The 25,935-nt window shown below is 62.5% G+C and carries 25 protein-coding genes; 5 read left to right on the forward strand and 20 right to left on the reverse strand.

Going from position 1 to position 25,935, the window contains the following annotated elements:
* Nucleotides 1-50: 50 nt before the first annotated feature.
* From NKI19_RS14850 to NKI19_RS14880, 7 genes are all read right to left on the reverse strand, one after another.
* Complete coding sequence (locus NKI19_RS14850) at nt 51-758, reverse strand: DUF1045 domain-containing protein (protein ID WP_352490497.1); 708 nt, start codon at nt 756-758, stop codon at nt 51-53.
* A gap of 153 nt (nt 759-911) precedes the next feature.
* Complete coding sequence (gene iolB, locus NKI19_RS14855; RefSeq protein WP_352490496.1) at nt 912-1,724, reverse strand: 5-deoxy-glucuronate isomerase; 813 nt, start codon at nt 1,722-1,724, stop codon at nt 912-914.
* Between the two features lie 245 nt (nt 1,725-1,969).
* A complete protein-coding gene (locus NKI19_RS14860) occupies nt 1,970-2,182 on the reverse strand; it encodes a DUF3329 domain-containing protein (RefSeq protein ID WP_352490495.1) in 213 nt (70 codons plus the stop codon).
* 26 nt (nt 2,183-2,208) lie between these two features.
* Nucleotides 2,209-3,126 (reverse strand): myo-inosose-2 dehydratase, encoded by a 918-nt coding sequence (iolE, locus tag NKI19_RS14865; protein WP_352565652.1) that lies wholly within the window; start codon nt 3,124-3,126, stop codon nt 2,209-2,211.
* A gap of 45 nt (nt 3,127-3,171) precedes the next feature.
* A complete protein-coding gene (gene iolD / locus NKI19_RS14870; RefSeq protein WP_352490493.1) occupies nt 3,172-5,016 on the reverse strand; it encodes a 3D-(3,5/4)-trihydroxycyclohexane-1,2-dione acylhydrolase (decyclizing) in 1,845 nt (614 codons plus the stop codon).
* Nucleotides 5,017-5,050: 34 nt separating this feature from the next.
* A complete protein-coding gene (locus tag NKI19_RS14875) occupies nt 5,051-6,985 on the reverse strand; it encodes a bifunctional 5-dehydro-2-deoxygluconokinase/5-dehydro-2-deoxyphosphogluconate aldolase (protein WP_352490492.1) in 1,935 nt (644 codons plus the stop codon).
* A gap of 200 nt (nt 6,986-7,185) precedes the next feature.
* The gene (locus tag NKI19_RS14880; RefSeq protein WP_352490491.1) at nt 7,186-7,914 is read right to left on the reverse strand and encodes an SDR family oxidoreductase; all 729 of its coding nucleotides are present in this window, start codon (nt 7,912-7,914) and stop codon (nt 7,186-7,188) included.
* Nucleotides 7,915-8,053: 139 nt separating this feature from the next.
* Here NKI19_RS14880 and NKI19_RS14885 point away from each other — a divergent pair, with 139 nt between their 5' ends.
* Nucleotides 8,054-8,944, forward strand: a complete 891-nt coding sequence (locus NKI19_RS14885; RefSeq protein WP_352490490.1) for an AraC family transcriptional regulator — start codon at nt 8,054-8,056, stop codon at nt 8,942-8,944.
* Here the strand turns inward: NKI19_RS14885 and NKI19_RS14890 are convergent.
* Nucleotides 8,941-9,786, reverse strand: a complete 846-nt coding sequence (locus NKI19_RS14890) for a MurR/RpiR family transcriptional regulator (RefSeq protein WP_352490569.1) — start codon at nt 9,784-9,786, stop codon at nt 8,941-8,943. The genes NKI19_RS14885 and NKI19_RS14890 overlap by 4 nt on opposite strands.
* Before the next feature lie 154 nt (nt 9,787-9,940).
* Here NKI19_RS14890 and NKI19_RS14895 point away from each other — a divergent pair, with 154 nt between their 5' ends.
* Nucleotides 9,941-11,050, forward strand: a complete 1,110-nt coding sequence (locus NKI19_RS14895) for a Gfo/Idh/MocA family protein (RefSeq protein ID WP_352565653.1) — start codon at nt 9,941-9,943, stop codon at nt 11,048-11,050.
* 213 nt (nt 11,051-11,263) lie between these two features.
* On the opposite strand, the gene NKI19_RS14900 is transcribed toward NKI19_RS14895, so the two are convergent.
* From NKI19_RS14900 to NKI19_RS14930, 7 genes are all read right to left on the reverse strand, one after another.
* Nucleotides 11,264-12,355, reverse strand: a complete 1,092-nt coding sequence (locus NKI19_RS14900) for a 3-deoxy-7-phosphoheptulonate synthase (protein ID WP_352490488.1) — start codon at nt 12,353-12,355, stop codon at nt 11,264-11,266.
* Nucleotides 12,356-12,705: 350 nt separating this feature from the next.
* Entirely contained in the window at nt 12,706-13,500 is a 795-nt protein-coding gene (locus tag NKI19_RS14905) for an SDR family oxidoreductase (RefSeq protein ID WP_352490487.1), read from the reverse strand.
* A gap of 23 nt (nt 13,501-13,523) precedes the next feature.
* Nucleotides 13,524-14,525, reverse strand: a complete 1,002-nt coding sequence (gene iolG / locus NKI19_RS14910; RefSeq protein ID WP_352490486.1) for an inositol 2-dehydrogenase — start codon at nt 14,523-14,525, stop codon at nt 13,524-13,526.
* A gap of 68 nt (nt 14,526-14,593) precedes the next feature.
* Complete coding sequence (locus tag NKI19_RS14915; RefSeq protein WP_254815918.1) at nt 14,594-15,361, reverse strand: ATP-binding cassette domain-containing protein; 768 nt, start codon at nt 15,359-15,361, stop codon at nt 14,594-14,596.
* A gap of 2 nt (nt 15,362-15,363) precedes the next feature.
* Nucleotides 15,364-16,440, reverse strand: a complete 1,077-nt coding sequence (locus NKI19_RS14920) for an ABC transporter permease (protein ID WP_292655972.1) — start codon at nt 16,438-16,440, stop codon at nt 15,364-15,366.
* Nucleotides 16,441-16,554: 114 nt separating this feature from the next.
* Nucleotides 16,555-17,496: a sugar ABC transporter substrate-binding protein gene (locus NKI19_RS14925; protein ID WP_352565655.1), complete on the reverse strand. Its 942-nt coding sequence runs from the start codon at nt 17,494-17,496 to the stop codon at nt 16,555-16,557.
* Nucleotides 17,497-17,805: 309 nt separating this feature from the next.
* A complete protein-coding gene (locus tag NKI19_RS14930; RefSeq protein ID WP_023677522.1) occupies nt 17,806-18,837 on the reverse strand; it encodes a LacI family DNA-binding transcriptional regulator in 1,032 nt (343 codons plus the stop codon).
* Nucleotides 18,838-18,972: 135 nt separating this feature from the next.
* On the opposite strand from NKI19_RS14930, the gene NKI19_RS14935 reads away from it, so the two are divergent.
* From NKI19_RS14935 to NKI19_RS14945, 3 genes are read left to right on the forward strand one after another with little or no spacing between them, the layout of a single operon-like run.
* The gene (locus tag NKI19_RS14935; protein ID WP_352490568.1) at nt 18,973-20,103 is read left to right on the forward strand and encodes a fatty acid desaturase family protein; all 1,131 of its coding nucleotides are present in this window, start codon (nt 18,973-18,975) and stop codon (nt 20,101-20,103) included.
* A 40-nt stretch (nt 20,104-20,143) separates the two neighbouring features.
* Nucleotides 20,144-20,458: a MocE family 2Fe-2S type ferredoxin gene (locus NKI19_RS14940; RefSeq protein ID WP_352565657.1), complete on the forward strand. Its 315-nt coding sequence runs from the start codon at nt 20,144-20,146 to the stop codon at nt 20,456-20,458.
* Between the two features lie 2 nt (nt 20,459-20,460).
* The gene (locus tag NKI19_RS14945) at nt 20,461-21,690 is read left to right on the forward strand and encodes an NAD(P)/FAD-dependent oxidoreductase (RefSeq protein ID WP_352490567.1); all 1,230 of its coding nucleotides are present in this window, start codon (nt 20,461-20,463) and stop codon (nt 21,688-21,690) included.
* A gap of 35 nt (nt 21,691-21,725) precedes the next feature.
* On the opposite strand, the gene NKI19_RS14950 is transcribed toward NKI19_RS14945, so the two are convergent.
* The 5 genes from NKI19_RS14950 to hslV form a co-directional block, all read right to left on the reverse strand.
* Nucleotides 21,726-22,685 (reverse strand): DUF1402 family protein, encoded by a 960-nt coding sequence (locus NKI19_RS14950; protein WP_352490483.1) that lies wholly within the window; start codon nt 22,683-22,685, stop codon nt 21,726-21,728.
* Nucleotides 22,686-22,868: 183 nt separating this feature from the next.
* The gene (gene hslU, locus NKI19_RS14955) at nt 22,869-24,182 is read right to left on the reverse strand and encodes an ATP-dependent protease ATPase subunit HslU (protein WP_352490482.1); all 1,314 of its coding nucleotides are present in this window, start codon (nt 24,180-24,182) and stop codon (nt 22,869-22,871) included.
* A 4-nt stretch (nt 24,183-24,186) separates the two neighbouring features.
* Nucleotides 24,187-24,783 carry a DUF2585 domain-containing protein gene (locus NKI19_RS14960; RefSeq protein ID WP_352490480.1) on the reverse strand — a complete coding sequence of 199 codons (597 nt, stop codon included), beginning with the start codon at nt 24,781-24,783 and terminating at the stop codon, nt 24,187-24,189.
* Nucleotides 24,784-24,787: 4 nt separating this feature from the next.
* Nucleotides 24,788-25,345: a GNAT family N-acetyltransferase gene (locus NKI19_RS14965; protein ID WP_352490479.1), complete on the reverse strand. Its 558-nt coding sequence runs from the start codon at nt 25,343-25,345 to the stop codon at nt 24,788-24,790.
* Entirely contained in the window at nt 25,335-25,886 is a 552-nt protein-coding gene (hslV, locus tag NKI19_RS14970; protein WP_352490478.1) for an ATP-dependent protease subunit HslV, read from the reverse strand. Before hslV ends, NKI19_RS14965 begins: the two co-directional genes overlap by 11 nt.
* Between the last annotated feature and the right edge of the window lie 49 nt (nt 25,887-25,935).

Consider the following 25,935-nt stretch of genomic DNA (forward strand, 5'->3'; position numbering starts at 1 on the left):
CAACTGAAAATGAATTGGCGTCGCACCATGCGGTTGAAGCAAATAGTCACTTAGGCAGTTCTTCTGGCCGGGCGGCGCCCGAGCGCGTGATGCGACAGCACCATGAACGGCGCACCCGGTTCAGTTTCCACAAACAGCGTCAGCGCGTCCACCGGCACCGGCCGTTGCAGCACGTCCGCAAACAGGCTGTCGATTGCTAGGCGAAGACGAGGACTTTCCTGTGACGAGACCCGGCCGGACAGCGTCATATGGAAACGAAACGTCTCGAAGACATAGGGGTAGCCCCACTGGCAGAGATTGCGGAATTCGTCGGGCTTCAGCGAATCGGGGCTGCGCCGTTCGATCTCGGCTTCCGTCAACGGCGCGCGAAAGCGGTCGAAGTCGCGCACCACATCATCGGCGAAGCGGTTGAGCGCCGGCAGCGGTGCTTCCGGCACCAGCGCGAAGAAGCCGTCGATCTGGCTGACGATCAGGCGCGGGATCGTCAGCACCGGCGTCGCCTCGGCAAAATCGTCGAGTGTCGTGCAAAGCGACGTTTCGGTCTCGTTGGGGGCCAGTCGAAAGGGCGCCTTCAGCGTCGCATGAAAGCCATAGCGGCGCGCCGAGGCGGTATGGAAGGCAACTTCTGCAGCCGACAGTTCGCCCGCAGCCTCGACCGGCTTTGTGGCGGCACCGAATGGGTCGCGGCCGAGCCAGTTGGCGGCGATCCGTGCCAGCGGTTCGTCCTGTCGGGGGGTGAAATAGATAGCGTAGCGCATCGAAAGTCCTCGTCAGCCCCGCTGCCATAGGCGATTTGCATGACGAAATGACGAAGCTGGTGATCGCTCCTGATAACAAAGTTGTCCAGGCGGGTCATTAGCCGACGATTTTTTCGCCTTGGACCAGCGGATGAAGGTGAGGCGAAAAACCTGTCAGGCTTTCATCAGCCATTCGTGCTCGGGCGCGTTGTGGAATTTCCACGTCCGCTTCGGTCCGGCCATCACGTTGAGATAATAGAGATCATAGCCGTGGCAGGCTGCGCAGGGGTGATAACCCCTGGGGACCAGCACGACGTCGCCGTCCTCGATCGCCATCGCCTCGTCGAGCGAACGAGCACCGTTCTCGTCGGCATCGGTGTAGACGCGCTGGAAAGCAAAGCCCTGTGACGGGTTGAGACGGTGGTAATAGGTCTCCTCGAGATAGGATTCAGCCGGCAGATTGTCCTGGTCGTGCTTGTGCGGCGGATAGCTCGATGTGTGGCCGCCGGGTGTGATGACCTCGACCACCAGCAAGGAATCGGCCGGCTTGCCTTCCGGCAGGATGTTGGTGACGTAGCGCGTGTTGGTGCCTTTGCCGCGAACCTCCTGACCGAGATCGTCGGGCCCGATGACACGGACCGGCAGGCCGCCGCCCAGTCCTGGCGCCGAGCAGACGGCAAGTTCGAGATCGGTATCGGCGCTCACCGACCACTCCGAGCCCTGCGGCACATAGACCGACCATGGCTTGCCGTCGAAGGGCGACATGCGTTCGCCCAGCAGGCCGAGTTCCTTGCCGCCGGCCCTGGCCTTACCCTTGCCGGTAACGAACACCAGGCAGACCTCACGATCCGCGGTTTGCCCGGAAGCGCTCTCTCCGGGTCGCAGCCGATGCAGATCGAAGCCGACATAGGTCCAGCCGGCGTTTTGCGGCGTCACATGGGCGATGCGGCCGTGGCCCTTATTGGCTTTGACGAGCAGCTTAGACATCTGGGGTCTCCTATTCCTCGACACTCGATTGGCGCAGCCAAGATTTCGATGGACTGTCGCGAAATCTTGGAGAGATTGGCCAGGCCTTCCAACTTCGTCATCCTAGGGTCTGCGCCGCGTCGCTGCGCTCCTTGCTCCGCCCTAGGATGACGAAGCGAGGGGTGTTCCGGCCAAATGCCGACGCATGCGATCTGTCAGTCACGCGGTATCGATCCACAAAAAACTTCTGCGCCATGGATTTCCGGTCATTCCTTCGGCTCGGCCGAATCCTTGCCCCCGTCAGCCGGCTTGTAGAGATAGAAGAATTGCCAGACGGCATAGCCGGCGAAGCCAAGCGCGATCACGCCCCAGAACGGTGTGCCCGTAGCGAATTCGATCACCGACCAGACCAGGCAGACCGCGACAACGGCAACGCGCCGCCACAGCGGCCGGAAAAACGGGTGCTCGGAGTCTTTCATCGGATCAACACGTCTCCTCGCGAGCCTCAAGCATTTGGAAAGCCCTGTGTCTCCACCGTGTAGCCGGCCGCCGTCATCACCCGCATCAATTCCTTGTAGCCGACCTGCGCCATCTTGAGCGGCGGGTTCTTCTTCGGATCCTGCTCGGCCTCGACCACGAACCAGCCTTCATAACCATGGTCGGCGAACCTCTGGACGATGGCGCCAAAGTCCAGCGAGCCATCTCCCGGCACGGTGAAGGCGCCAAGCGCCACCGCATCGAGGAAGGATTGCCTGCTACGATCCAGCTTGTTGATCACCTCCATGCGCACGTCTTTCACATGCACGTGGTTGATGCGCCGGTGGTGGTTATCAATAGCGCGCAGCACGTCGCCGCCGGCAAAGGCCAGGTGACCCGCGTCGAGCAGCAATGGAATGCCTTCTCCCGAATAGCGCATGAAGGCGTCGAGCTCTGGCTCGGTCTCGACCACCGCCGCCATATGATGGTGATAGGAGAGTGGCATGCCTTGCCCGGCACACCATTCGCCGAACTGCGTGAGCCGCTTCGCATAGGCTTTCATCTCCTCGTCCGAAAGCCTGGGTTTACTGGCGAGGGGTTTCGAGCGGTCGCCCTGGATGGAGCGGCCGACTTCACCATAGACGATGCATGGCGCATTCACCGCCTTGAACAGATCGATCATCGGCTGGATACGATCCTTGTTCTTCGCCATGTCTTCGTCGACCAGCGTCCCCGAGAACCAGCCGCCGCAAAGCGTCACGTCGGCCTGCCTGAGGATCGGCAGCATGATTGTCGGATCGTTGGGAAAGCGGCGGCCCATTTCCGTGCCGGTAAAGCCAGCCGAGCGCGACTGGCGCAGGCACTCCTCCAGCGACACATCATCGCTGAGTTCGGCAAGATCGTCGTTCCACCATGCAATGGGGGACATGCCCAGTTTGGCTTTCAAGTCGTCACTCCAGTTTCAGACATTTCGAGGCGCGTTCGCGGATGGCTAAAGAACCCGCCCGCTCAGCGCTTCCTCGTATTTCTTGCGCGCCGCATTCACTTGCGGCCGTGCCGAGACTTCCGGCACTGCGACATCCCACCAGCTTCCACCGGCCTCGGTCGAAACCAGCGGGTCGGTGTCGATGATCAGCACGGTCGTTCGCGTATTCTTCTTCGCTTGCGCCAGCGCCGTTTCGAGCCCGGCGATCGACGGCACTTTTTCGGCAATCGCACCCATGCTCGCAGCATGCGCGGCGAAGTCGATCTCGGGCAAGGTCTCGTGACGGGCGTCCTTCAGCAGATTGTTGAAGTTAGCGCCGCCGGTCGCCATCTGCAGCCGGTTGATGCAGCCATAGCCGCGGTTGTCCAGCAGCACGATGGTCAGCTTGAGGCCGAGCATCACCGAGGTCGCGATCTCGGAATTGAGCATCAGATAGGAGCCGTCGCCGATCATCACCACGACCTCTTCGTCGGGCTTGGCCATCTTGACGCCGAGCCCGCCGGCGATTTCGTAGCCCATGGTCGAGAAGCCGTATTCGGCGTGATAGGAGCCGGGCGCACCCGCCTGCCATAGCTTGTGCAATTCGCCCGGCAAGCCGCCGGCGGCATGGAGCAATATCACGCCGGAGCCCATGGCGCGCTGTACGGCGCCGATCACCTGCGCGTCGGACGGATAGGCGGCATTGGTCGACGCCGTCACCTTGCCCGCCTCCGCTTGCCAGTCCTTCTTGCCCGTGATCGCATTGTCGGTCCAGGCGGCAGGCGCCTTCCAGCCCTTCAGCGCCTCGCCGAGTTCGGCGAGCCCTTCCGCCGCATCGGCGACCAGCGGCAGCGCCTGGTGCTTTCCGGCGTCAAAAGGTTGCACGTTGAGCCCGATGATGGTCCTGCCGGCATGCTTGAACAGCGCCCAGGAGCCGGTGGTGAAATCCTGCAGTCTGGTGCCGACGGCAAGCACAACGTCGGCCTCTTCGGCCAGCCTGTTGGCCGCCGAAGTGCCGGTGACGCCGACCGCGCCCATGTTCAAGGAATGATCGTCCGGGAGCGAGGATTTGCCGCCTTGCGTCTCGCAGACAGGAATACCGGCGCCTTGCACCAGTTTTGCCAGTTCCTCGGACGCCTGCGAATAGAGTACGCCGCCGCCGGCAATCACCAGCGGCTTTTTCGCCGTTTTGAGCGCCGCGACCGCGGCAGCCAGTTCATTGCGGTCCGGGCGCTGCCGACGCGGCGTCCAGAGCCGCTCGGCAAAGAAACTCTCGGGGTAGTCATAGGCCTCGGCCTGCACGTCCTGGCACAGCGCCAGCGTCACCGGGCCGCATTCGGCGGGATCGGTCAGCACCTGCATGGCGCGGTTGAGCGCCGGCATGATCTGCTCCGGCCGCGTGATGCGATCGAAATAGCGCGACACCGGCCGGAGGCAGTCATTGACCGTCGCCGTGCCGTCGGAAAAATCCTCGGCCTGCTGCAGGACGGGATCGGGAATGCGATTGGCGAAGACGTCGCCGGGCAGAAACAGGACAGGTAACCTGTTTACATACGCAAGTGCCGCAGCGGTCACCATGTTGAGCGCGCCGGGGCCGATCGAGCTGGTCGCGGCCATGAAGCGGCGGCGGAAATTGGCCTTGGCGTAGGCGATCGCTGCATGTGCCATTGCCTGCTCGTTATGGGCACGGAAGGTCGGCAGCTCGTCGCGAACCTGGTAGAGCGCCTCGCCGACGCCGGCGACATTGCCGTGGCCGAAGATCGCCCAGATACCGCCGAAGATCGGCACTTTCTTCCCGTCCATCTCGGTCATCTGCCGGGCAAGAAAGCGGGTCAGCGCCTGCGCCATCGTCAGGCGGATTGTCTTGGTCATGTCGGTTCCTCCGCAGTCCCTATGCCGCGCCTTCTTATGCTGCTTTGCGGCCGCGCGCCGCAAGCCATGCCTCGGTCAGTCTCTCGAAGCGAGATGCCATGTCGGCAACCGCCTCATCGTCCGACATCTTGCCGGCAAGCCATTGTTCGGCCGCGTTGATGAAGATAGTGCGCCCGACTGCAAAGCCCTTGACGATGGGCGCCTTGGCGGTCGCGGCGAAGGCCGCTTCCAATTCGTCCTGCGGCGCTTCCAAACCGAGCAGCACAATCCCGCGGCACCACGGATCGTGCTTCAGGATCACCGCCTCGATCTTTGCCCATGCGCCGGCCGATGCCTGCGGTTCGAGCTTCCACCAATCGGGCTTGATGCCGAGTGCGTAGAGTTCCTCGAGCGCGCGCGGTATCGTCATGTCGTCGAGCCTGCCGTGCTTGCCGGCGATGATCTCGACCAGAAGTTCTCTGCCCACTTTCCGCGCGGCCTCGAACAAAGCGCGCAGTTTCTGCTGCTGTTCGCTCTTCAGCGCCGCCGGATCGTCGGGATGATAGAAGCACAGGCATTTGATGCAGTGGTCGATCGGCCATTCGGTCAGTTGCGAACCTATGTCTTGCGAGAACTCGAAGCGAAGCGGCCGCGAACCCGGCAACTCGACCGGCCGGCCGAGCCAGGCGAAGGAATGGTGGGCGAATTCGAACATCGCCTCGCGTCCGTATTTTTCGTCGAGCAGCATGCCGTAGCCGGCGCGGCCAGCCGCGACCTTGGCCGCAGCCTTGACTGTCAGCACCTTGAAAGCTGGGATTCGCGACGGATCGGCGCCGGCTTTTGCCGCGACATCCTCCAACTGGACGCGGTGGTCGCAGGCGAACGCCATCAGCGAGGGGATGTCGCGCCGGCGCGTGGTCGCCCAATGGATGTGGTTGATCGCCTCGTCCTTGCGCAGCGCCAGATGCTTGCTGCCGTTTTTCAGGAAGAACTGCAATTCCTCGAAAGTCGGGTATTCCGGTGCGCAGAGGAGCCGCGATACGGCAAAGGCGCCGCAGGCATTGGCCCAGGTCGCCGCCGTCGCCAGGCTTTCCTCGCCGAGCCAGCCGCGCAGGAAGCCCGACATGAAGGCGTCGCCGGCGCCGAGCACGTTGTAGACTTCGATCGGAAACCCCTTGCCGACGACACCGTCCTCGAGGTCGTCACTGATCGGCCCGTCATAGACGATGCAGCCCATGGCGCCGCGCTTCAGCACGATGGTTGCCGCCGACAGCGAGCGGATGGTCTTCAGCGCGCTCAGGCAATCGTCTGCGCCCGAGGCGATCATGATTTCTTCTTCGGTGCCGACGATGAGATCGCAGTCGGGCAGCACCGTCTTCAGCTGCGCCGAGACGCGGTCGGATTTCACATAGCGCTCGAAGCCTTCGGCGTGGCCGGCGAGGCCCCACAGGTTAGGGCGGTAGTCGATGTCGAACACCACCTTGCCGCCCTTGGCTTTCATGACACGGATCGCCTTGCGCTGGGCGGCGTCGCTGTTGGGCCGTGAAAAATGCGTGCCGGTGACGACGACCGCGCGTGCAGAAGCGATGAACGCCTCATCGATATCGTCTTCCGAAAGCGCCATGTCGGCGCAGTCGCTGCGGTAGAAGATCATCGGCGAGACGCCTTCATCCTCGACCGACAGCAGCACCAGGGCGGTCAGCCGCTCCGGATCGGTCTTGAGGCCTTGGACCGAAACGCCCTCGCGGGTCAGCTGCTCGCGGATGAAGCGGCCCATCTGCTCATTGCCGACGCGGGTCAGCAGCGCCGAGCGCAGGCCGAGCCTGGCAGTACCGACCGCGATGTTGGCCGGACAGCCGCCGACCGACTTGGCAAAGGAAGTAATGTCCTCGAGGCGCGAGCCGATCTGCTGGCCATAGAGATCGACGGAAGCGCGGCCGATCGTGATGATGTCGAGCGGCGCATGTCTCGCTTCCACGGCTTCGCCCATTCGAACCTCCCATCGGCTTTGTTGTCTTGGGTAACACGCGCGAGCGGCAGCGTGGCGCCGGGAATATGAAATAATAATTCCAATCCATAGTCAATATGGAACGAGCATTCCCAAGTCTGAAAAGTGCTGTGCAAGGCTCGCGCGGTCAGAAACTTTGAAGTCAGACGAACGTCAAGGGTCTACCACTGAAACCTGCTGATTTACCAAGGAAGCGGGCCATCATCGTTGAAGTACCCGGCGGTCGGGCCATCGGCGTCCAGGGTCGCCAGGTGAATGACGATCTCGGCCGCCTGCTGCACCGTGCGGTGACCTTTATACCCGTTGAGATCGGTGGCGGTGTAGCCGGGCGCCGCGGCGTTGACCTTGATGCCTTGGGGCGCGAGCTCCCTGGCGAAGGCCACGGCGATGGCGTTCAAGGCTGTCTTGGAGCTGCCGTAGCCCATCAAATTGACGGCGTGGTTGGCGGTGGCGGGATCGAGCGCCCGGCCGATGGACCCGGTGGAGCTGCTCACCATCACGATCCGGGCAGCAGGTGCCGCCAGCAGCAACGGCAGGAATGCCTGGGTTACGCGGATCGGGCCGAAGACATTGACGTCGTAGGTGGCCTGGATGTCGGCGATCCGCTGCTGGCTCGGCGGCAAGTCGTAATTGATGGCGACGCCGGCGTTGTTCACCAGCACGTCGAGGCAGGAGCCGGCCTGCCTGAATGCCTCGGCTGCCGCCTTCACACTGTCATCGCGCGTGACGTCCAGCTCAAGCCACTCCACGTCGAGGCCTTCGGCGCGCAATGCCTGCGCCGCCGCCATGCCGCGTTCGGCGCTCCTGGCTCCGAGCCAGACCTTGAAGCCCATGGTCGCCAGTCGCCGGGCGATTTCGCGGCCTATACCCTTGTTGGCGCCGGTCACCAGCGCGGTCTTCGAAGTCGTCATTTCAGTACTCCATTTTTCTTGTGGAAGACCCCACAAATGGCGTCGAGGCAGCGCGCGCCGCGCGCCGGAAATTCTCCGGCTCTTGCCTAATCCTCTCACGCTGTTGCGCGGCCGGTACGAATGCGCGATGCTGGCACCAATGAGCGAAGCGCTGCAGGTGTTGATCGAGATCGCCGGCCGCCATGCGCGCGGGCGACGAACAAGAACGGCGGTTCCCCGCGTTTCGATAGGCCGCAGCGAAGTCGCCACGGCGCCAATGCCAGGGGTCTGGGGGTCGGGGATCTTATTCGTATTGCAGGGCGCGAAGACGGTTATGATCGGCGACCGGGCTCTTCGTTACAATCCGGCCAGCTATTTCATCTACACTGTCGAGACGCCCACCATCAGCCAGATAGTCGAAGCGAGCGCGGCGCGTCCTTACCTGGCCATTGGCTTGACCCTTGACCTGCAGGCCGTCGCCGCGCTCCTCGTCGAGCACGGGCCGGCCCTCAGTGGCGACAGTTTCTCCACCTCTCCCGCTGATGACGATCTGCTTGACGCGTTGCGTCGAATGATGCGGCTGCTTGACCGGCCAGCGGAGATTCCCGTGCTCGCGACCATGATCGAGCGGGAGATGCTGTTTCGGCTCCTGCAAGGCCCCCAGGGCGGAAAGCTTCGTGAACTTGCGCGCGCCGATGGCCATCTGTCCCGGATTGGCCGGGCGATCGCCTGGATCCGTTCGCATCCCTATCAGCCGGTCCGGGTCGGCGATCTGGCCGAGATCGCCCATATGAGCAGTGCTGCGTTTTACCGTCACTTCAAGGCGGCGACGGCCATGAGCCCAATCCAGTATCAAAAGCAAATCCGCTTGCTGGAAGCCCGCCATCTGCTGATTGCCCAGCCGGCCAACGTGGCGCGTGTCGCCTTCGCTGTCGGCTATGAGAGTGCTTCCCAGTTCAGCCGGGAATATGCCCGCCAGTTCGGGTCGCCGCCTGCCCGCGACGCAGCGCGGCTTTTGGCAGAAGGCGAAACGGCAATAGAGGTGATCTAGCCCTTGCGCTTGCGGCCGCTGTCGCGCCGTTTCTCGCCGACCGCGACGGTCAGCGCCATGGCCAAAGCCATCGTCGCCGACAGCGAGCGGAAGCCGGCGAAATCGGCCTCGGCGACCTCGAACCAAACCCTGGCGAATTGGGCGAGCGGCGAAAAGGAGCTGTCGGTAATCGCCACGATCGGCACGCCTTGCTCCGAAATGACGCGCGCCTCCTCGATGGTGGCCGGGGCATAGGGCGAAAAGCTGATGGCGATCACGGCGTCCCTTGGAGAGGCAAAGCCGATCATCTCTGCATTGAGGCCGGCAGCCGATTCGATCAGCTGGTTGCGGATCTTGAGCTTGCCCAATGCATAGGCGATATAGGAGGCAACCGGGTAGGAGCGCCGCTTGGCCAGCACATAGATGGTTTCCGCCTTGGCCAGCACGGCGATCGCATCTTCGAAATGGTCTTCATTCAGCGTGCGCGAAATGTCGTTGAGCGAGGTGCTGGCTGCAGCAACAAAACCGTCGAAAATCGCGCGGTGACCGGCGCCTTCCTCCGCCTTGGCGCGCAATGCCGCCAGCCTTTCATCATAGGATGAGTTGCGCTCGCGCAGGCGCTCGCGAAACACCAACTGCAGGCTGGTGAAACCGTCAAAACCAAGCTGCTGGGCAAAGCGGATCAGGGTCGAAGGCTGGACACCGGCGGAGGCGGCGATGCTGGCAGCGGTGCCGAAGGCGATATCGTCGGGGTTATCGAGCGCATAGGCGGCGATCTGGGCGATGCGTTTCGGCAGGCTCTGGCGCCGCTCCAGGATCGTCGCCCGCAGCGTTTCGAAATCGCGAGGCACCCGTTCGTCCATCGTCGCTCCGCCCAGGCTCATCGTCTGGTCCCTCTGTGCCCCATCATAGCGGGCCTGTGCAAGAACACCATAAAAAATGAGACAAGCGTTCCATTCGCAAACAAAATGGACTAATTCATCCACACAAAATTTGCACGCAGCGGAGACAAGACAGATGGTCGGGGTAGGTCTTATCGGCACGGGCTTCATGGGCAAGTGCCACGCCATTGCCTGGAACGCGGTCGGCACCGTCTTTCCCGATGTGGCTAAGCCAAAGCTGGTCCATCTGGGCGAGGTCAGCGAGGACCTTGCCAAACGCCGTGCTAGCGAATTCGGCTTCGCCAAGGCGTCCGGCGACTGGCGCGCCGTCGTCGACGACCCGGATGTCGATGTCATCTCGCTGACCACGCCAAACCAGTTCCACCCGGAAATGGCTATCGCCATCCTCGAAGCCGGCAAGCATCTGTGGTGTGAAAAACCGATGGCGCCGAGTTTTGCGGAGGCGCAAGCAATGGCTGCGGCGGCCCAAAAGTCCGGCAAGGTCGGCGCGCTCGGCTATAACTACATCCAGAACCCGGCGATCCGTCATATCGGCGCGCTGCTCGACGAGAAGATCATCGGCGACGTCAACCATCTGCGTATCGAGATGGACGAAGACTTCATGGCCGATCCGGAGGCCCTGTTCTTCTGGAAGCACGAGGCGGCGTCCGGTTACGGCGCGCTCGACGATTTCGCCGTGCATCCGCTGTCGCTCATCGCCGTGCTGTTCGGCCGCGTTGCCCGCGTCATGTGCGACATGGCCAAACCCTATGCCGACCGCCGCGTCGCCTCGGGCGGGCGCCGCGCGGTCGAGACCTACGACATCGCCAACATCCTCATGCATCTCGAAAACGGCATCGCCGGCACGCTGCTGGTCAACCGTTCGGCCTGGGGCCGCAAAGGCCGGATCGCCATCCAGATTTTTGGCTCGAAGGGCTCGATCCTGTATGACCAGGAGCGGATGAATGAGTTCCAGCTCTATCTGACAGCCGACCGGCCGACCGAGCAAGGCTATCGCACCATCCTGGTGGCGCCGCACCATAAGCCTTATGACGCCTTCCTGCCGGCGCCCGGCCACGGCCTCGGCTTCAACGACCTCAAGATCATCGAATGCCGGGAACTTTTGACGCGGCTTGCCGGCAAGCCGGCGCGCATCATCGACTTCGACGAGGGGCTGGAGATCGAGCGCACCGTGCACGCGATGGCGCGCTCGTTCGCGGAACAGCACTGGATGGATGTTAGGTAGTAAGCCCGCGCTGGTCTTCCCTTCTCCCCTTGTGGGAGAAGGTGGCCGAGCGAAGCTCGGTCGGATGAGGGGTGTTGGACGGATCGCTACAGCGAAGAAATAAGCACTTAAAATCCCTCAATATTTTTACGCCGAGTTTCTTCCAACACCCCTCATCCGGCTCGGCGCTGCGCGCCGATCCACCTTCTCCCACAAGGGGAGAAGGAGAAGTGCTCAGGCCGCTCCTGGCCGGCCGGCGATCATGGCGCGGCGCGCCGACCGGCGCCGCTCGACGGCGTCGCCAAGGCCGTAAAGCACCGTCTCGGTGGTTGCCCAGTCGATGCAGCCATCGGTGATGCTCTGGCCATAGACGAGCGGCTTGCCGGGCATGACGTCCTGCCGGCCGGCAACAAGGTTGCTCTCGATCATGACGCCGATGATGCGCTCGTCGCCTGCCGCCACCTGGCCTGCCACGTCGGCCGCCACCCCTGGCTGGTTTTCCGGCTTCTTGCTGCTGTTGGCGTGGCTGACATCGATCATCAGCCGCGGCGCCACGCCGATCCGGCCGAGCTCCGCGCGGGCAGCAGCAATGCTTGCCGCGTCATAATTCGGCACAATGCCGCCGCGCAGGATGACATGGCAGTCCTCGTTGCCGGTGGTCGTCGCGATGGCGCTGCGCCCGCCCTTCGTCACCGCCATGAAATGATGCGGCTGGGCGGCGGATTTCACGGCTTCGGCGGCGATCCGCAAATTGCCGTCGGTGCCGTTCTTGAAGCCGACCGGGCAGGACAGGCCTGACGCCAGTTCGCGGTGGATCTGGCTCTCGGTCGTGCGCGCGCCGATCGCTCCCCAGGCGACGAGGTCGGCAATATATTGCGGGGTGGCCATGTCGAGGAATTCGGTCGCCGCCGGCAGGCCGAGATTGTTGACGGCGGCGAGCACGTTGCGGGCCATCCGCAGGCCCTTGTCGATATTGAAGCTGCCGTCGAGGTCGGGATCGTTGATCAGGCCCTTCCACCCGACTGTCGTGCGCGGCTTCTCGAAATACACGCGCATCACGATCTCCAGCCGGTCCGACAGGCTTTCACGCAGCGATGCCAAACGGCTGGCATAGTCTACGGCAGCGGCCGGATCGTGGATCGAACAAGGGCCGACGACGACCACCAGTCGGTCGTCGGTGCCGGTCAGCACGGCGTGGATGGCGTTGCGTGACGCGGCAACGGTGCGCGTTGCCGTCAGTGTGCGCGGTATTTCCCGCATCACCTCGTCCGGCGTACTCAATTCCCTGATTTCTTTGACCCGAAGATCGTCTGTGGTGGTCAACACGGCTTTCTGCTCCTGATTGGGGAGACCTGCCGGCTGAGACAAAAAAGCCGCCAGGTCTGGCGGCTGTTCGGATGTTGTTGCTGCAATCTTCAGATCGAGCGCAATCCTCCCGCCGCCAGCGAGCTCATAAAGTACCAATATTTGGCGGTCAGGTTGATCATGACGGCTGATATAGTCGAAGCGGTTGCGTTTGTCACGTGCCTGGTGAGGAGGAGGTCTACTCCAGCCCATTCGCGATTGGCTGAAGCCCCCCGAACTTCCTCATCCCAGGGCGAAGCAGGAGCGGAGCTCCGTCGCGGAGACCCGAGGATGACGAAGTGATGGGCGGCGTTCCGCTAGACTTGCCGGCGTTATTCCGGTGACGCCCCGGCGATGCTCTGATCGTAGTCGACCAGCGACCCGGTCATGACGCCGGACTGCGGGCTGATCATATAGCTGATCAACCGGGCAAGCTGCGCCGGCTTCACCAATTGGCCCATCGGCTGCGCGGCCTCGGCCTTCTCCAACCAGTCCTCCGGCGCGTCATGCCATTTCTTCTGCACGATTGCCTCGCCCTCGGTGTCCATCCAGCCGGGCAGCACCGCGTTGCAGCGGATGCGATTGCCGCGATAGGCATTGGCGACATTCTTGGTCAGTGTCGCCAGCGCGCCCTTGCTCGACGAATAGGGTGCCAGGAACGACTGGCCGCAATGCGCCGACATCGACAGCACGTTGACGATCGAGCCCGGTGTTTTGCGCGCCAGCAGATGCTTCACCACGCCCTGCATCAGAAAGAACGGGCCGCGCACATTGGTCTGGAAGATCTGGTCGAAGAGATCCTCGGAGGTCTCGACCAGCGAGCCACGAGCGGAGGTGGCGGCGGCGTTGACCAGCGCATTGACGGTGCCGAAATGGCCAATCGCCGTTTCGATCGCACGCTTGCAGTCGGCCACCTTTGAAACGTCGGCGCTGATGAAGATGGCATCGACGCCTGCCCGCTTGAGAGCGGCGACAGCCTTGTCGCCCTTTTCCTGCGAGCGGCCGATCAGCGCCAGCGCCCGGCAGCCCTCATCGGCCAGCGCTTCGGCGACGGCAAAGCCGATGCCTTGTGCGCCGCCGGTGACGATGGCGCGTGTTTCGGAATTGCGACCGGCTGAACCGTTCATCGCCTTGCTCCTGTGCTTGATAGTCAGATTGTGTTGTCGAGGCGGACGGTCTTGCCTTCCTTGGCCGATTTCAGCGCCGCATCTGCCAGCCTGAGCGCCACCAGGCCGTCCTTGCCGCTCGGCGACGCCTTCTTGCCTGACGTCGCTGCCGCGATGAAGGCGGCGATCTCGTTGGCATAGGCGTCGAGATAACGGGTCATGAAGAAATCGTGCAGCGGCGGCCGTGTATAGCCTTTCTCATTGGCCAGTTCGATCGACACCGGCCGCTGGTTCTCGGCCGCAATCATGCCTTTCGAGCCATGCACTTCGATGCGCTGGTCGTAGCCATAGGTGGCGCGGCGCGAATTGGAGATGACGCATTGCTTGCCGGAGGCGGTTTCGAGGATGACGCTGACGCTGTCGAAGTCGCCGGCCTCGCCGATCTTCTTGTCGACCAGCACCGAAGCGTGCGCGCTGACCGCCACCGGCTCCTCCCCGAGCAGGAAGCGCGCCATGTCGAAATCATGAATAGTCATGTCGCGGAAGATGCCGCCCGAGCGGCCGATATAGTCGAGCGGCGGCGGGCCGGGATCGCGCGAGGTGATGGTCACCATTTCGACGGTGCCAATGGCACCGTCGTCGATAGCCTTGCGCACGGCGGCAAAATGCGGATCGAAGCGGCGGTTGAAGCCGACCATCAGGGTCGCGCCGGCCTTGTCGACGACGGCCAGGCATTGTTTCACCCTGCCGGCGTCGAGGTCGATCGGCTTTTCGCAGAAAATCGCTTTACCCGCTTTGGCGAAGCGTTCGATCAGATCGGCATGGGTGTCGGTCGGCGTGCAGATGACGACTGCGTCGATATCCCCGGCCTTCTCGATGGCATCGATGCTACGCACTTCGGCGCCATAGGCAGAGGCCAGATCGGTCGCCGCCTTCTCGAAGGCGTCGGCAACCGCAACCAGCCTGGCCTCAGGATTGGAACCGACGGCGCGAGCATGGACCTTGCCGATACGGCCGGCACCGAGAAGAGCAAAGCGAAGAGGCATGAAGAATTTTCCTTTGAGGATGGTTCGGAAGGGAGGGCGTGTCAGCGCCTGTGGCTCGGCGTTGGCCGTTACGCCGCAAGTTCTGCCTGCCCGGTCTTGGCACCGGTGATGTAGGAGACAATATCGTTGCCGTCGGTGTCCTGCTTGCGCAAATTGGCGACGATGCGGCCGCGCCGGAAAACGACGATGCGGTCGACCAGGTCGAACACCTGGCGCATGTTGTGAGAGATCAGGATCAGCGGTTCGCCATTCTCCTTCAGCGTGCGGATGATGTTTTCGACCTGCATCGTCTCCTGCACGCCGAGTGCCGCCGTCGGCTCATCCATGATGATGAGCTTGGAAGCAAAGGTCGCGGTTCTGGCAATTGCTACGCACTGGCGCTGGCCGCCCGACATGTGGCGGATGGTGTTGGAAAGATTGGGGATCTTGACCGCTGTCCGGACCAAGGCTGCCTCGGTCGCCTTGCGCATGAACTTGCGATCGAGGATCGAGAAGGGCCCGAGATTGAAAAGCACCCTCTCGCGGCCGAGGAACAGGTTCGACGGCACGTCGAGGTCGTCGGCCAACGCCAGGTTCTGGAACACCGTCTCGATGCCCGCCTCGCGGGCTTCGATCGGCCCGGCGAAATTCACTTCCTTGCCGTCGAACCACATCCTGCCGCTGGTGCGCTGCTCGACGCCGGTGATCTGGCGCACGAAGGTCGATTTGCCGGCGCCGTTGTCGCCCATGATGGCGACATGCTCGCCCTTGCGCAGCTCGAAGTTGGCACCCTCCAGCGCATGGACGCCGCCATAATACTTGGTCAGGTTTTCGGTCTTCAGGACGATGTCCGACATGATCAAGCCCTCATTGCCCGCAGGCGTTGGCGCCACTGGTCGAGAACGACTGCGCCGACGATGATCACGCCTTTGACCATCTCCTGATAATAGGCGTCGAGGCGCAGAAAGGTGAAGCCGGAGATGATGACACCGAAGATCAGCGAGCCGATCACCGTCCCGATAATCGAACCGCGGCCGCCCGACAGCGACACGCCGCCGATAACCGCCATGGCGATCGCATCGAGCTCGTACATTACACCCATGCCGGCCTGGGCGGTGAGATTCTTCGAGCTCAGCACCACGGCGGCGAGCGCGGCGAGGACGCCGGCAATGACGTAGACGAGGATCTTGTGGTTGGCGATGTTGATGCCGGACATGCGCGCGGCGTCCTCATTGGAGCCGATTGCATAACAGTGCTTGCCATATTTGGTGTAGCTGAGGATCAGCTGGAACAGCACTGCGAGCGATATGAAAATGATAACCGGCATCAGCCCCTTGCCGATGGCGGCGAAACTCTCGGTCGGAAACGAGATCGGCTGCCCCTTCGACCACCATTTGGCGATGCCGCGCGCGGTGACCATCATGCCGAGGGTGGCGATGAACGGCGGGATGCGTGTGTAGGCGATCAAAGCGCCGTTGACCAGGCCGGCCAGCAGGCCGCAGCCGATCGCGACCAGCACCGGCACGATCACCGGCAGGTCGGTCCAGCCCTGGGCGATGAACATCGCCTTGGGGTTCGGGTTGCCATTGACGGTCGCCACCTGGGCGAAGCTCATGGCTATCATCGCCGTGGCGCCGACGATCGAACCCGAGGACAGGTCGATGCCGCCGGTAATGATCACCTGCGTCACGCCGATGGCAATGATGCCGACGATCGACACCTGCAGGATGATGATCTGCAGGCGCGCTTCGTTGAAGATCGCATCGATATTGTCGCGGGTATTGAACAGGAAGCTGTCGCCCAGGAAAACCCGGCCGATCAGCTCGAAAGCGCCGACCAGGATGACGAGCGCCAGGAAGACGTTGAATTCGGCCGGCCATGCGCGCCGCTTCGCATCATAGCTGAGTCCGCCAACGCCGTGAGATGTCTGTGCCAATCGTGCTTCCTCCGTCAGCCCCGGTCTCCACTCGGCGCTGTTCAGGCCGAGAGGGAAAAAGCGGAGCGGCGCTGTCTTGCTTTGGCGCGCCGCTCCGTATCGGACAGGTCCGCCTCAGTTCTTCTTCAGGAACTTGTCGATATTTGCCGGCGTGACCAGCTGGAACGGGATGTAGACCTTGTGCTCGACCTTTTCGCCCTTCGCCAGCTTGAGCGCTGCGTCAAGCGCGCCGGCACCCTGGCCCGCCGCGTCCTGGAACACCGTCGCATCGAGGTCGCCCGCCTGCATCGCCGCAAGCGCATCCTGGGTAGCGTCGACGCCGCCGACGACAACCGACTTCATGTCGATGTTGGCGGCCTTCATCGCCTGGATGGCGCCGATGGCGCTTTCGTCATTGTTGGCGATGACGCCGTCGAACGGCTTGCCGGTCGACAGCCAGTTGGTCATCAGGTTCTGCGCTTCTTCGCGCTTCCAGTTCGACGTCTGCTTGTCGATGATCTTGATGAAGCTGCACTCCGGCGTGGCGATCACGTCGTCAATGTCCTTGGTGCGCTGCACCGCGGCCTGGTTCGACAGCTCGCCCATGATCACATAGACGTTGGCCTCTTTCTTGCCGGCCTCCTTGAACAGGCGGCAGACCTCCTTGGTCTCGAGCGTACCGGAATCGGCTTCGTTCGAGGCGACGAAAGCCTGGTTGTCGGGCAGCGTGTCGACGTTGACCGGCTCGCGATTGACATAGATCAGTGGAATCTTGGCAGCGGCGGCTGCGTCCGACATCGCCTGGGTGGCCGAGGTGTCGACCGGGTTGACGATGATGGCGTCGACGCCCGAGGCGGCGAAGTTCTTGATCTGGTCGAGTTGCTTGGCGACATCGTTCTGCGCATCCTCCACCTGCAGCTCGACGCCGTCCATGCCCTTGGCCTGCTCGATCATGCCGTTGCGCAGCACGGTGAGAAAATTGTCGTCGAACAGCGCCATCGACACGCCGATCTTGGCAGCAAACGCCGACGAACTCATCAGCGCCGCGAACGCGACGCCTAAAAGCAGTTTTTTCATTTTATTTCTCCTCCACATTGGTGTCCGGCTGCACCGATCTACCCGGAATCCCCGATCTCGCAGGGAATTCTCTCCCGATTGCCATTTTAGTTCCGGAGGCATTTGCCTGAAACAGATCTTCCGGAACGAAAGAACCAAAATGCTCAGCTGGTGAAATATTTATTCCATTTCGCGTGGGCGTCAAGCGAGATTTCGCCATGAGGAATGGATTTTCGGCATTTTGGGCGCTTTTGGACCGACGCTCAGGCAAGTCAGGCCTGAAAGCGTTCCTGATAGATTCCGTCATGTCTGCCGCCGATGACCGCGACGTCAGATGTTTTCCGGCAGATAAATGTCGAAGGGCAGAAAGGTCTGGCCCGGCGCATTCGCAGCGCCGGTCTCGATGGCATGCGCCATCAGCCCGACAAGCTCGCGGCAAAGCGCTGCCAGTGGCGTCGAGATCACCATCGTCAGGAAATTATCCGCCAGCGCCGCGCGCGAGTCGGGCGTGATCTCGTTGCAGACGACCGCCGGCATCTCAGCCGGCTTTGCCTCCCTCAGCGCCGAGATCGCGCCTTCCATGCCGCCACCGGCGACATAGCAACCGGCGAGATCGGGGTGGCGGGCCAGAAGCTCGATCATTGCATCATGCGTGATCTGGTTCGCTTCCAGATTGACCAACGTCTCGAGGAGAGTGAATTCCGGCGCCTGCTCGCGAAAGAAGGAGCGAAAACCGATCTCGCGAAGCTCATGGCCGTGGAAGCGATGGCTGCCGACGAACAGGGCGACCTTGCCAGGTCGCTTTGCGGCCTTCGAGATCATCCAGGCAGCGGTGCGGCCAACCTTGCGATTGTCCAGGCCGACATAGCCCTCGCGAATACCGGACGCAAAGTCGGAAAGCAGGGAGAACACCGGTACGCCATTGGCTTTGAGCGCCTCGACGGCGACCGTCAGCGTCGGGTGATCCGGCCCGACCAGGGCGACGGCCCTGGATTTGGCGGCCAGCTTGCGCATCCGCTCGACGATCTCGTCCGGCGCCAGCGAAGCGGCGAAGTCAATGGTCGCCACGCCGCGAAAGCGCGGCGACTGCGATACTGCCAATTCAAGCTCGCGGGCAAATTCACTGTAGAAGACGTCCTCCCGCCGCAACAGCAGGAACCCGAGCCGGTATTCGGGCAATTCATGGCGCATCCGCTGCTTGATCAATCCGGCTGCGTGATAGCCGATGCTCGTCGCGGCCTCATAGACGCGGCGCGCGGTTTCCTCGCGCACCGGCAAGCGGTTATTCAGCACCCGGTCGACGGTGGCAACGCTGACCCCCGAAATGCGTGCCAGGTCGGTGATCGTCGGCCGTTTCGCCATCGCTGCCTCGCTCTACTGTCCGGCTCCTTTTACACCATTCTGATGGAAAATGATAGAAACTATCTTTGTGATATTGAGCCTATCAGGGCTCGGCGTTATTTTGAACGCTGACCGAATATGATCGAGGCCTCCGCCATGGTGGATATTGGACTGCGAACCGGGAATACGACCTCCGCAGCAGCGTCCCGACGCGACTACAGCCTGATCGGCCGCGACGCGAAGCTTGCCGTCGAGAGCGGGCTGGCGGCGGCCGAGTGGTATCACACCGACGTGCCGCGCAAGCAGATGAAGGAGCTGATGCAGCGCTCCGACGGCCCGGCGATCCGCGATACCATCATCTGGCTCGGCGCCATGATCCTCAGCGGCGCCGGCGCCGCCTGGTTCTGGGGCAGCTGGTGGTGTGTGCCGTTCTTCTTCGTCTACGGCGTCCTCTACGGTTCCTCCACCGATTCACGCTGGCACGAATGCGGCCACGGCACCGCTTTCAGGACGCAGTGGATGAACGACGCGGTCTATCAGGTCGCCTGCTTCATGATCATGCGCAATCCGGTGACCTGGCGCTGGAGCCATACGCGCCACCATACCGATACCATCATCGTCGGCCGCGATCCGGAGATATCGGTGATGCGGCCGCCCGATCTGCTGCGCGTCGTGCTCAACTTCGTCGGCATTCTCGACGCCTGGCATGCGATGAGCGACATGCTTCGCAATGCAGCCGGTATCATCAGCCCGGCCGAAAGAACCTTCATTCCCGAGCAGGAGCGGCCGAAGGCAATCCGCATTGCCCGCATCTGGACGGCGATCTATGCCGCGACCATTGCGGTGGCGGTTTATACCGGCTCGTTCCTGCCGCTGATGCTGGTCGGGCTGCCCAGGCTTTATGGCGCGTGGCACCATGTCATGGTCGGCCTGCTGCAGCATGGCGGCCTGGCTGAAAACGTCACCGATCACCGGCTCAACAGCCGCACCGTCTATATGAACCCGACAAGCCGCTTCATCTACTGGAACATGAACTACCACGTCGAGCATCACATGTTTCCCATGGTGCCCTATCACGCGCTGCCCAGGCTGCATGAACTGATCAAGCACGATCTGCCGGCGCCGACGCCTTCCATCCTGGCCGGCTACCGCGAGATGATACCGGCCTTCCTGCGCCAGCTGCGCAATGAGGATTATTTCATCAAGCGCGAATTGCCGCCGACGGCGAGGCCTTATCGCGAGGATTTCCACAACGATAACGCTGCCGTTACGGTGGCTGCCGAATGACAAGCCCACGCCGGGGCACTAAGAATCGGGGAAGGCGCAAATGAGCGATTGGGTCGAGGCCTGTGACGCCGGGGACATCGACGAAGAGGACGTGATGCGCTTCGACCATGGCGGCCGCACCTTTGCCATTTATCGCAGCCCCGACGACGAGTATTTCGCCACCGACGGACTTTGCACGCATGAGAAAGTGCATCTGGCGGACGGGCTGGTGATGGACGATATCATCGAATGCCCGAAGCACAATGGCCGCTTCAATTACAAGACTGGGGCTGCCAGGGGTGCGCCGGTCTGCGTCGATCTAAGAACCTATCCGGTCAAAGTCGACGCCGGCAAAGTCCTTGTCCGGATCGGTTGATGATGGCGAAGGGAATGGTCATCATTGGCGCCGGCGAGTGCGGCGGGCGCGCCGCCCTTGCGTTGCGCGAGCTCGGCTATGATGGCCCGGTGACGCTGGTCGGCGACGAGCCGCACCTGCCCTATGAGCGGCCGCCGCTGTCGAAAGACGCGATGGTCGCCGACGCGCCCCTGCTCAAGGCGATCGCTAGTGAGGCGATCCTGGCCGAAAGATCGGTCAGGCATATCCATTCGGTTCAGGCCGTGGCAATCAACCGCGCGGCGCATGTCGTGCGCCTCTCGGACGGTTCGGCCCTTTCCTACGACAAGCTCCTGCTGGCGACCGGTTCGGTGCCGCGCAAGCTGCCGATGCCGGGCCTTGGCGGGCGCTGCGTCTACCTGCGGACCTTCAACGACGCGCTGGCCATTCGCGCCCATCTCAGCGCCGGAAATCGCATCGCCATCATTGGCGGCGGCTTTATCGGGCTTGAGCTTGCCGCGGCGGCACGCAGGCTCGGCGCCGCCGTTACCGTCATTGAGGCGCAGCCGCGCATTCTGATGCGCGGCGTGCCGGCCGAGATTGCCGAGATCATCCATCAGGCGCATGAAGCCGAAGGCGTCAAAATCCTGTGCGGCGAGGGCATCGCCGCCATTGCCGATAATGGCGCCGAAGTGCACATCGTGCTTGCCGGTGGACACGACATTGTCGCCGATCTTGCCGTGATCGGCATCGGCGCCGTGCCGGTGACCGGGCTTGCCGCGGAGGCAGGGCTGACGATCGACAATGGTATCGCCGTCGACGCCGAGCTTCGCACCAGCGATCCGGACATCTTTGCCGCCGGCGATTGCTGTTCGTTTCCGCTCGCCATCTATGGCGGCCGGCGCGTGCGGCTCGAAGCCTGGCGCAATGCGCAGGAGCAGGGCGCGCTCGCCGCCAGGAATATGCTTGGCGCCGGCGAGTCCCATGCGGCGGTGCCGTGGTTCTGGTCGGATCAGTACGGCCTGACCTTGCAGATCGCCGGCCTGTCGGACGAAGGCCGCAGCATCGCGCGCCGCGACCTCGGCGACGGCGCCTTCATCCTGTTCCACCTCGCCGAGGACGGCAGGCTGGTTGCGGCAAGCGGCATCGGCCCCGGCAACGCGGTCGCCCGCGACATAAGGCTGGCCGAGATGCTGATTGCAAAGCAGGCAAAGCCGGCGCCGGAAGCGCTAGTCTCGCAGACCGTCAAGTTAAAGTCGCTGCTGGCGGCTTGATCCGCCGCGTGGATAGTTGGCTGAACGCGTTCGCCTTAAAACAGCGCCTTCAGCTCCGGCAATTTGTCGTTGACCAGCCAGCCGTAGTAATTTTCCTCAGGCAGCTTTTCCGGGTCGCCCGCAGCGCGGCGCTTGTCGTTCTCGGCTTTCAGTGCATAGGCGCGCTGTTCGGGATTGCCGACATTGTAGAGCGTCGACGTGATGCCGGGATTGCCTGAGATGTCGAAGCCGGCAATGCTTTTATAGGCGTCGATCGACTTCCTTATCGTCGCCGCGACATAAGGCAGTGTCAGGTCAGGGTCCATGATGGTCTTGTAGACCGCGTTCGGGTCGCCGACGTCGAGTTCCGGCAGGCCGGAAACCTTGTGCACGAGGTCGCTCATCTGCAGTGCCGTCAGCGGATTGAGCTGGCCAAGGCCAAAAGTCTGGCCGGCATAATAAGGCTGGAAGAAAGTGGCACCGAAGCGGTCGTTGGGAAAGCTCTCGCCGTTGACAGTTTTGCCGCGGAACGACCGGTTCCACACCTGTTCGCGGCACTCCCACAGATCGTAGCTGTCGGACTTCCCTGCGCATTTCGCAAATTGCGGCCGTTGCACGAAATCGGTGATGTCCTCGCCATCATAGGCAAAGGAGAGCTTGCTCGACAGATACGAGATCGCCTTGACGTAATAGGTCTGCAACCGGTCATAGGCATCGACATTGTAGGTGTGCTCGCCGACGATGGCGCCGACGATATGCATTGGGTCGATCCCATAGGCCGCGGCTGCCTGCTTGATCTTGCCGCGCAGTTCGGCATCGTTCTGGAGCAGCGCAAAGACTTTGCGGTATTTCGCCTGGAATGTGGTGTTGGTCGCCTGGGTGCGCCGGCTCGATGCGCCCGGTATGTCGGGCTGCTCGGTGTTGCGGTTGCCCGGCGGCACCATCGTTGCCGCTTGCGCGGCGAACATGGCTGCCGCCAGCGTCAGCCCCAAAATGACGAGGATCAGTTTTTTCATGCGCCGCCGCCCAAATAATCGCCGGCAAACTAGGTAATGCTCCACCGGGAGTCGAGAGACGCCTGCACCCGACGGGACGAAAGCTTGCCGGATGCTTCCATTTGGCCACACATCGGGAATGCCGGGCCAAAATAGGCGGAGGCCGGGAGCAATTCCCCGGCCTCTTCGAGAATGAAGCGTCTCCTACAGGATGAAACGCGACAAATCCGTGTTCCTGGAGAGGTCGCCGACATGCTTTTCGACATAGGCGGCATCGATGGTCACCGAGGTGCCGTTGCGGTCCGGCGCGTCGTAGGAGATATCGTCAAGCACCCGTTCCATCACCGTCTGCAGCCGCCTGGCGCCAATGTTCTCGACGCTGGCGTTGAGGTCCACGGCGATGCCGGCCAACGAATCGATCGCGTCGTCGGTGAACACCAGGTCGACGCCTTCGGTCTTCATCAGCGCGATATACTGCTTGATCAGGCTGGCTTCGGTCTCGGTGAGGATGCGGACGAAATCGTCCTTCTCCAGCGCCCGCAGCTCGACGCGGATCGGCAGGCGGCCCTGCAATTCCGGCAGCAGGTCGGAGGGCTTGGCGACGTGGAACGCGCCCGAGGCGATGAACAGGATGTGGTCGGTCTTCACCGGTCCGTATTTGGTCGCAACCGTGGTGCCTTCGACCAGCGGCAGCAGGTCGCGCTGCACACCTTCACGCGAAACGCCGGCACCGATGCCGCCTTCGCGCGAGGCGATCTTGTCGATCTCGTCAAGGAAGACAATGCCGTCGTTCTCGGTCGATTCGAGTGCCCTGCGCACCACTTCGTCCTGATCGAGCAGCTTGTCGGACTCGTCGCTGATCAACAGCCCGTAGGACTCCTTGACCGTCGTCTTGCGCAACTTGGTCTTCTTGCCGCCCATCGCCTTCGACAGCATGTCGTTGATATTGAGCACGCCGATATTGGCGCCCGGCATGCCAGGGATCTCGAAGCCGGGCATGCCGCCATTGCCGGTATCGGCCACTTCGATCTCGATCTCCTTGTTGTCGAGCTCGCCGTCGCGCAGCTTCTTGCGGAAACTGTCACGGGTGGCCGGGCTCGCCGTCTTGCCGACAAGCGCTTCGAGCACCCGTTCCTCGGCGTTGATGTGGGCACGCGCCTTGACGTCCTCGCGCATCTTCTCGCGCACCAGCCCGATGGCGATCTCGACCAGGTCGCGGATGATCTGCTCGACATCGCGGCCGACATAGCCGACCTCCGTAAACTTGGTGGCTTCGACCTTGACGAAAGGCGCACCGGCAAGGCGTGCCAGGCGGCGTGAAATCTCGGTCTTGCCGACACCGGTCGGGCCGATCATCAGGATGTTTTTCGGCATCACCTCTTCGCGCATCTGGCCTTCGAGCTGCTGGCGGCGCCAGCGGTTGCGCAAGGCAATCGCCACGGCACGCTTGGCGTCTTTCTGGCCGATGATGAAGCGGTCGAGTTCCGAAACGATTTCGCGGGGAGAGAAGGTGCTCATGTCACTAAATTCCACTTTGCCACTGCCGAATGGACTCGAACGGATGCAGCAGCATGATCACGTTGAGTGTCAGATTGTCCCGGATGAGATAGCCGACACCGAATTCGAAGATGAGGGCGAGGGTCACGATCACCCATATAGGAAGCCTTCGCGCCATGACAAACCCCAGCACCATGGCCAGCGTGTCCGACACCGAATTGATGATGCTGTCGCCATAATAGTCGAGCGAGATCGTGCCCGCGCGATAGCGATCGATGATGAAAGGGCTGTTCTCGAGCAGCTCCCAGCCGCCCTCTATAGCCACCGCAAAGGCCAGCCTGAGCCCGATCGGCGAGCGCGGGAAAAGGAACCACGCCAGCGCATAGAACAGAAAACCGTGAATGATGTGCGAGAAGCTGTACCAGTCGGAAATATGCTGGGAATTCTCGGAGCTCTGCACGATGCCGTGCCACAGCTTGACGTAGCCGCAGGTACAGATCGGCGTCCGCCCCATGCCGTAGAGGACCCCGGCCTGGAAGATGACCAGGCCGAGAACCAGCAGAAGCCCCATTCGCCAGCTGTCTTCGTAGGCCGAGACGGTTTTGTCGCTGGAAACGCTCATGCTGCTATTGCCCCTCTTCTGAGTCACCCTGTTCGGCGTCACCCTGTCCGGCATCACCCTCTGGGGCATCAATCGCCATCAGCACGGCATCGCCATATTCCGACTTCCTGCGATCGATAGCCCTGAAACCGGCCTTTTCATAGGCCCGGATAGCCCGTGCATTGGCGGGGTCCGGGTCGATGATGACGCGCGGCGTGCCTTCCTCGAAAAGCTGCTCGACGAACTGCCGGACGATCGCCGCGCCGTGGCCGATCCCGACAAGCTCCGGCACGCCGATCGACAGATCGATGCCGAGCGTGCCGAACGGCTGGTCGCTATAGGGATGGCCGTCCTCCAGATGCGGATCGTAGCTCTGTAGATAACCGATGGGTTTACCGTCGAGCTCGATAATCAGCGGCTCGACCGAAATGCTGTCGATATGCTCGCGAATCTCCGCAATCTCGGTTTCTGGGTCGTTCCACCATTCGGCGACATGCGGCTCGGCAAGCCAGCCGGCGATCATCGGCAGGTCCCTCTCGGTCACCGGCCGAAAACCATAGCGGAGGCTCCGCTCAGGCGGCATCGAGAGTTTCGACGACGAAGCTGTTGTTGGTGTAGACGCAAATGTCTGACGCGATCTGCATCGCCTTGCGGGCGATCTCCTCGGCACCCTTGTCGCTATCCATCAGCGCGCGTGCCGCTGCCAGCGCGTAATTGCCGCCCGAGCCGATGGCCATCACGCCAAATTCGGGCTCCAGCACGTCGCCGGTGCCGGTCAGCGCCAGCGACACCGACTTGTCGGCAACCAGCATCATCGCTTCCAGCCGCCGCAAATAGCGGTCGGTGCGCCAGTCCTTGGCGAGCTCGACGCAGGCGCGTGTCAGCTGGTCGGGATATTGTTCGAGCTTGGCTTCGAGCCGCTCGAGCAGCGTGAAGGCATCGGCAGTGGCGCCGGCAAAGCCGGCGATGACGTTGCCGCTTTTGCCGATGCGGCGCACCTTCTTGGCGTTGCCTTTCATGATGGTCTGGCCGAGGCTGACCTGGCCGTCGCCGGCGATCACCACCTTGCCGCCCTTGCGCACGGTGAGGATGGTCGTGGCATGCATGGTCAGTTCATTCGACATTTTCTGCTCCGATCAGCACCGATCCCATCGAGGCGATCGGCGCGTTACG

Origin of the sequence: Mesorhizobium sp. M0751, assembly GCF_040320265.1 — a bacterium.
Taxonomy (GTDB): Bacteria; Pseudomonadota; Alphaproteobacteria; order Rhizobiales; family Rhizobiaceae; genus Mesorhizobium.

What these genes read in the sequence shown, in the direction of transcription:
- NKI19_RS14905 (WP_352490487.1), bottom strand. Translation starts at nt 13,500, where the DNA reads ATGAACGGTTCAGCCGGTCGCAATTCCGAAACACGCGCCATCGTCACC.
- NKI19_RS14850 (WP_352490497.1), bottom strand. Translation starts at nt 758, where the DNA reads ATGCGCTACGCTATCTATTTCACCCCCCGACAGGACGAACCGCTGGCA.
- NKI19_RS14960 (WP_352490480.1), bottom strand. Translation starts at nt 24,783, where the DNA reads ATGAGCGTTTCCAGCGACAAAACCGTCTCGGCCTACGAAGACAGCTGG.
- NKI19_RS14925 (WP_352565655.1), bottom strand. Translation starts at nt 17,496, where the DNA reads ATGAAAAAACTGCTTTTAGGCGTCGCGTTCGCGGCGCTGATGAGTTCG.
- NKI19_RS14860 (WP_352490495.1), bottom strand. Translation starts at nt 2,182, where the DNA reads ATGAAAGACTCCGAGCACCCGTTTTTCCGGCCGCTGTGGCGGCGCGTT.
- NKI19_RS14885 (WP_352490490.1), top strand. Translation starts at nt 8,054, where the DNA reads ATGAGCGAAGCGCTGCAGGTGTTGATCGAGATCGCCGGCCGCCATGCG.
- NKI19_RS14930 (WP_023677522.1), bottom strand. Translation starts at nt 18,837, where the DNA reads ATGGCGAAACGGCCGACGATCACCGACCTGGCACGCATTTCGGGGGTC.
- hslV (WP_352490478.1), bottom strand. Translation starts at nt 25,886, where the DNA reads ATGTCGAATGAACTGACCATGCATGCCACGACCATCCTCACCGTGCGC.
- NKI19_RS14915 (WP_254815918.1), bottom strand. Translation starts at nt 15,361, where the DNA reads ATGTCGGACATCGTCCTGAAGACCGAAAACCTGACCAAGTATTATGGC.
- iolB (WP_352490496.1), bottom strand. Translation starts at nt 1,724, where the DNA reads ATGTCTAAGCTGCTCGTCAAAGCCAATAAGGGCCACGGCCGCATCGCC.
- NKI19_RS14895 (WP_352565653.1), top strand. Translation starts at nt 9,941, where the DNA reads ATGGTCGGGGTAGGTCTTATCGGCACGGGCTTCATGGGCAAGTGCCAC.
- NKI19_RS14935 (WP_352490568.1), top strand. Translation starts at nt 18,973, where the DNA reads ATGGTGGATATTGGACTGCGAACCGGGAATACGACCTCCGCAGCAGCG.
- NKI19_RS14880 (WP_352490491.1), bottom strand. Translation starts at nt 7,914, where the DNA reads ATGACGACTTCGAAGACCGCGCTGGTGACCGGCGCCAACAAGGGTATA.
- iolD (WP_352490493.1), bottom strand. Translation starts at nt 5,016, where the DNA reads ATGACCAAGACAATCCGCCTGACGATGGCGCAGGCGCTGACCCGCTTT.
- NKI19_RS14965 (WP_352490479.1), bottom strand. Translation starts at nt 25,345, where the DNA reads ATGCCGCCTGAGCGGAGCCTCCGCTATGGTTTTCGGCCGGTGACCGAG.
- hslU (WP_352490482.1), bottom strand. Translation starts at nt 24,182, where the DNA reads ATGAGCACCTTCTCTCCCCGCGAAATCGTTTCGGAACTCGACCGCTTC.
- NKI19_RS14875 (WP_352490492.1), bottom strand. Translation starts at nt 6,985, where the DNA reads ATGGGCGAAGCCGTGGAAGCGAGACATGCGCCGCTCGACATCATCACG.
- NKI19_RS14890 (WP_352490569.1), bottom strand. Translation starts at nt 9,786, where the DNA reads ATGGACGAACGGGTGCCTCGCGATTTCGAAACGCTGCGGGCGACGATC.
- NKI19_RS14945 (WP_352490567.1), top strand. Translation starts at nt 20,461, where the DNA reads ATGGCGAAGGGAATGGTCATCATTGGCGCCGGCGAGTGCGGCGGGCGC.
- NKI19_RS14950 (WP_352490483.1), bottom strand. Translation starts at nt 22,685, where the DNA reads ATGAAAAAACTGATCCTCGTCATTTTGGGGCTGACGCTGGCGGCAGCC.
- NKI19_RS14940 (WP_352565657.1), top strand. Translation starts at nt 20,144, where the DNA reads ATGAGCGATTGGGTCGAGGCCTGTGACGCCGGGGACATCGACGAAGAG.
- iolG (WP_352490486.1), bottom strand. Translation starts at nt 14,525, where the DNA reads ATGCCTCTTCGCTTTGCTCTTCTCGGTGCCGGCCGTATCGGCAAGGTC.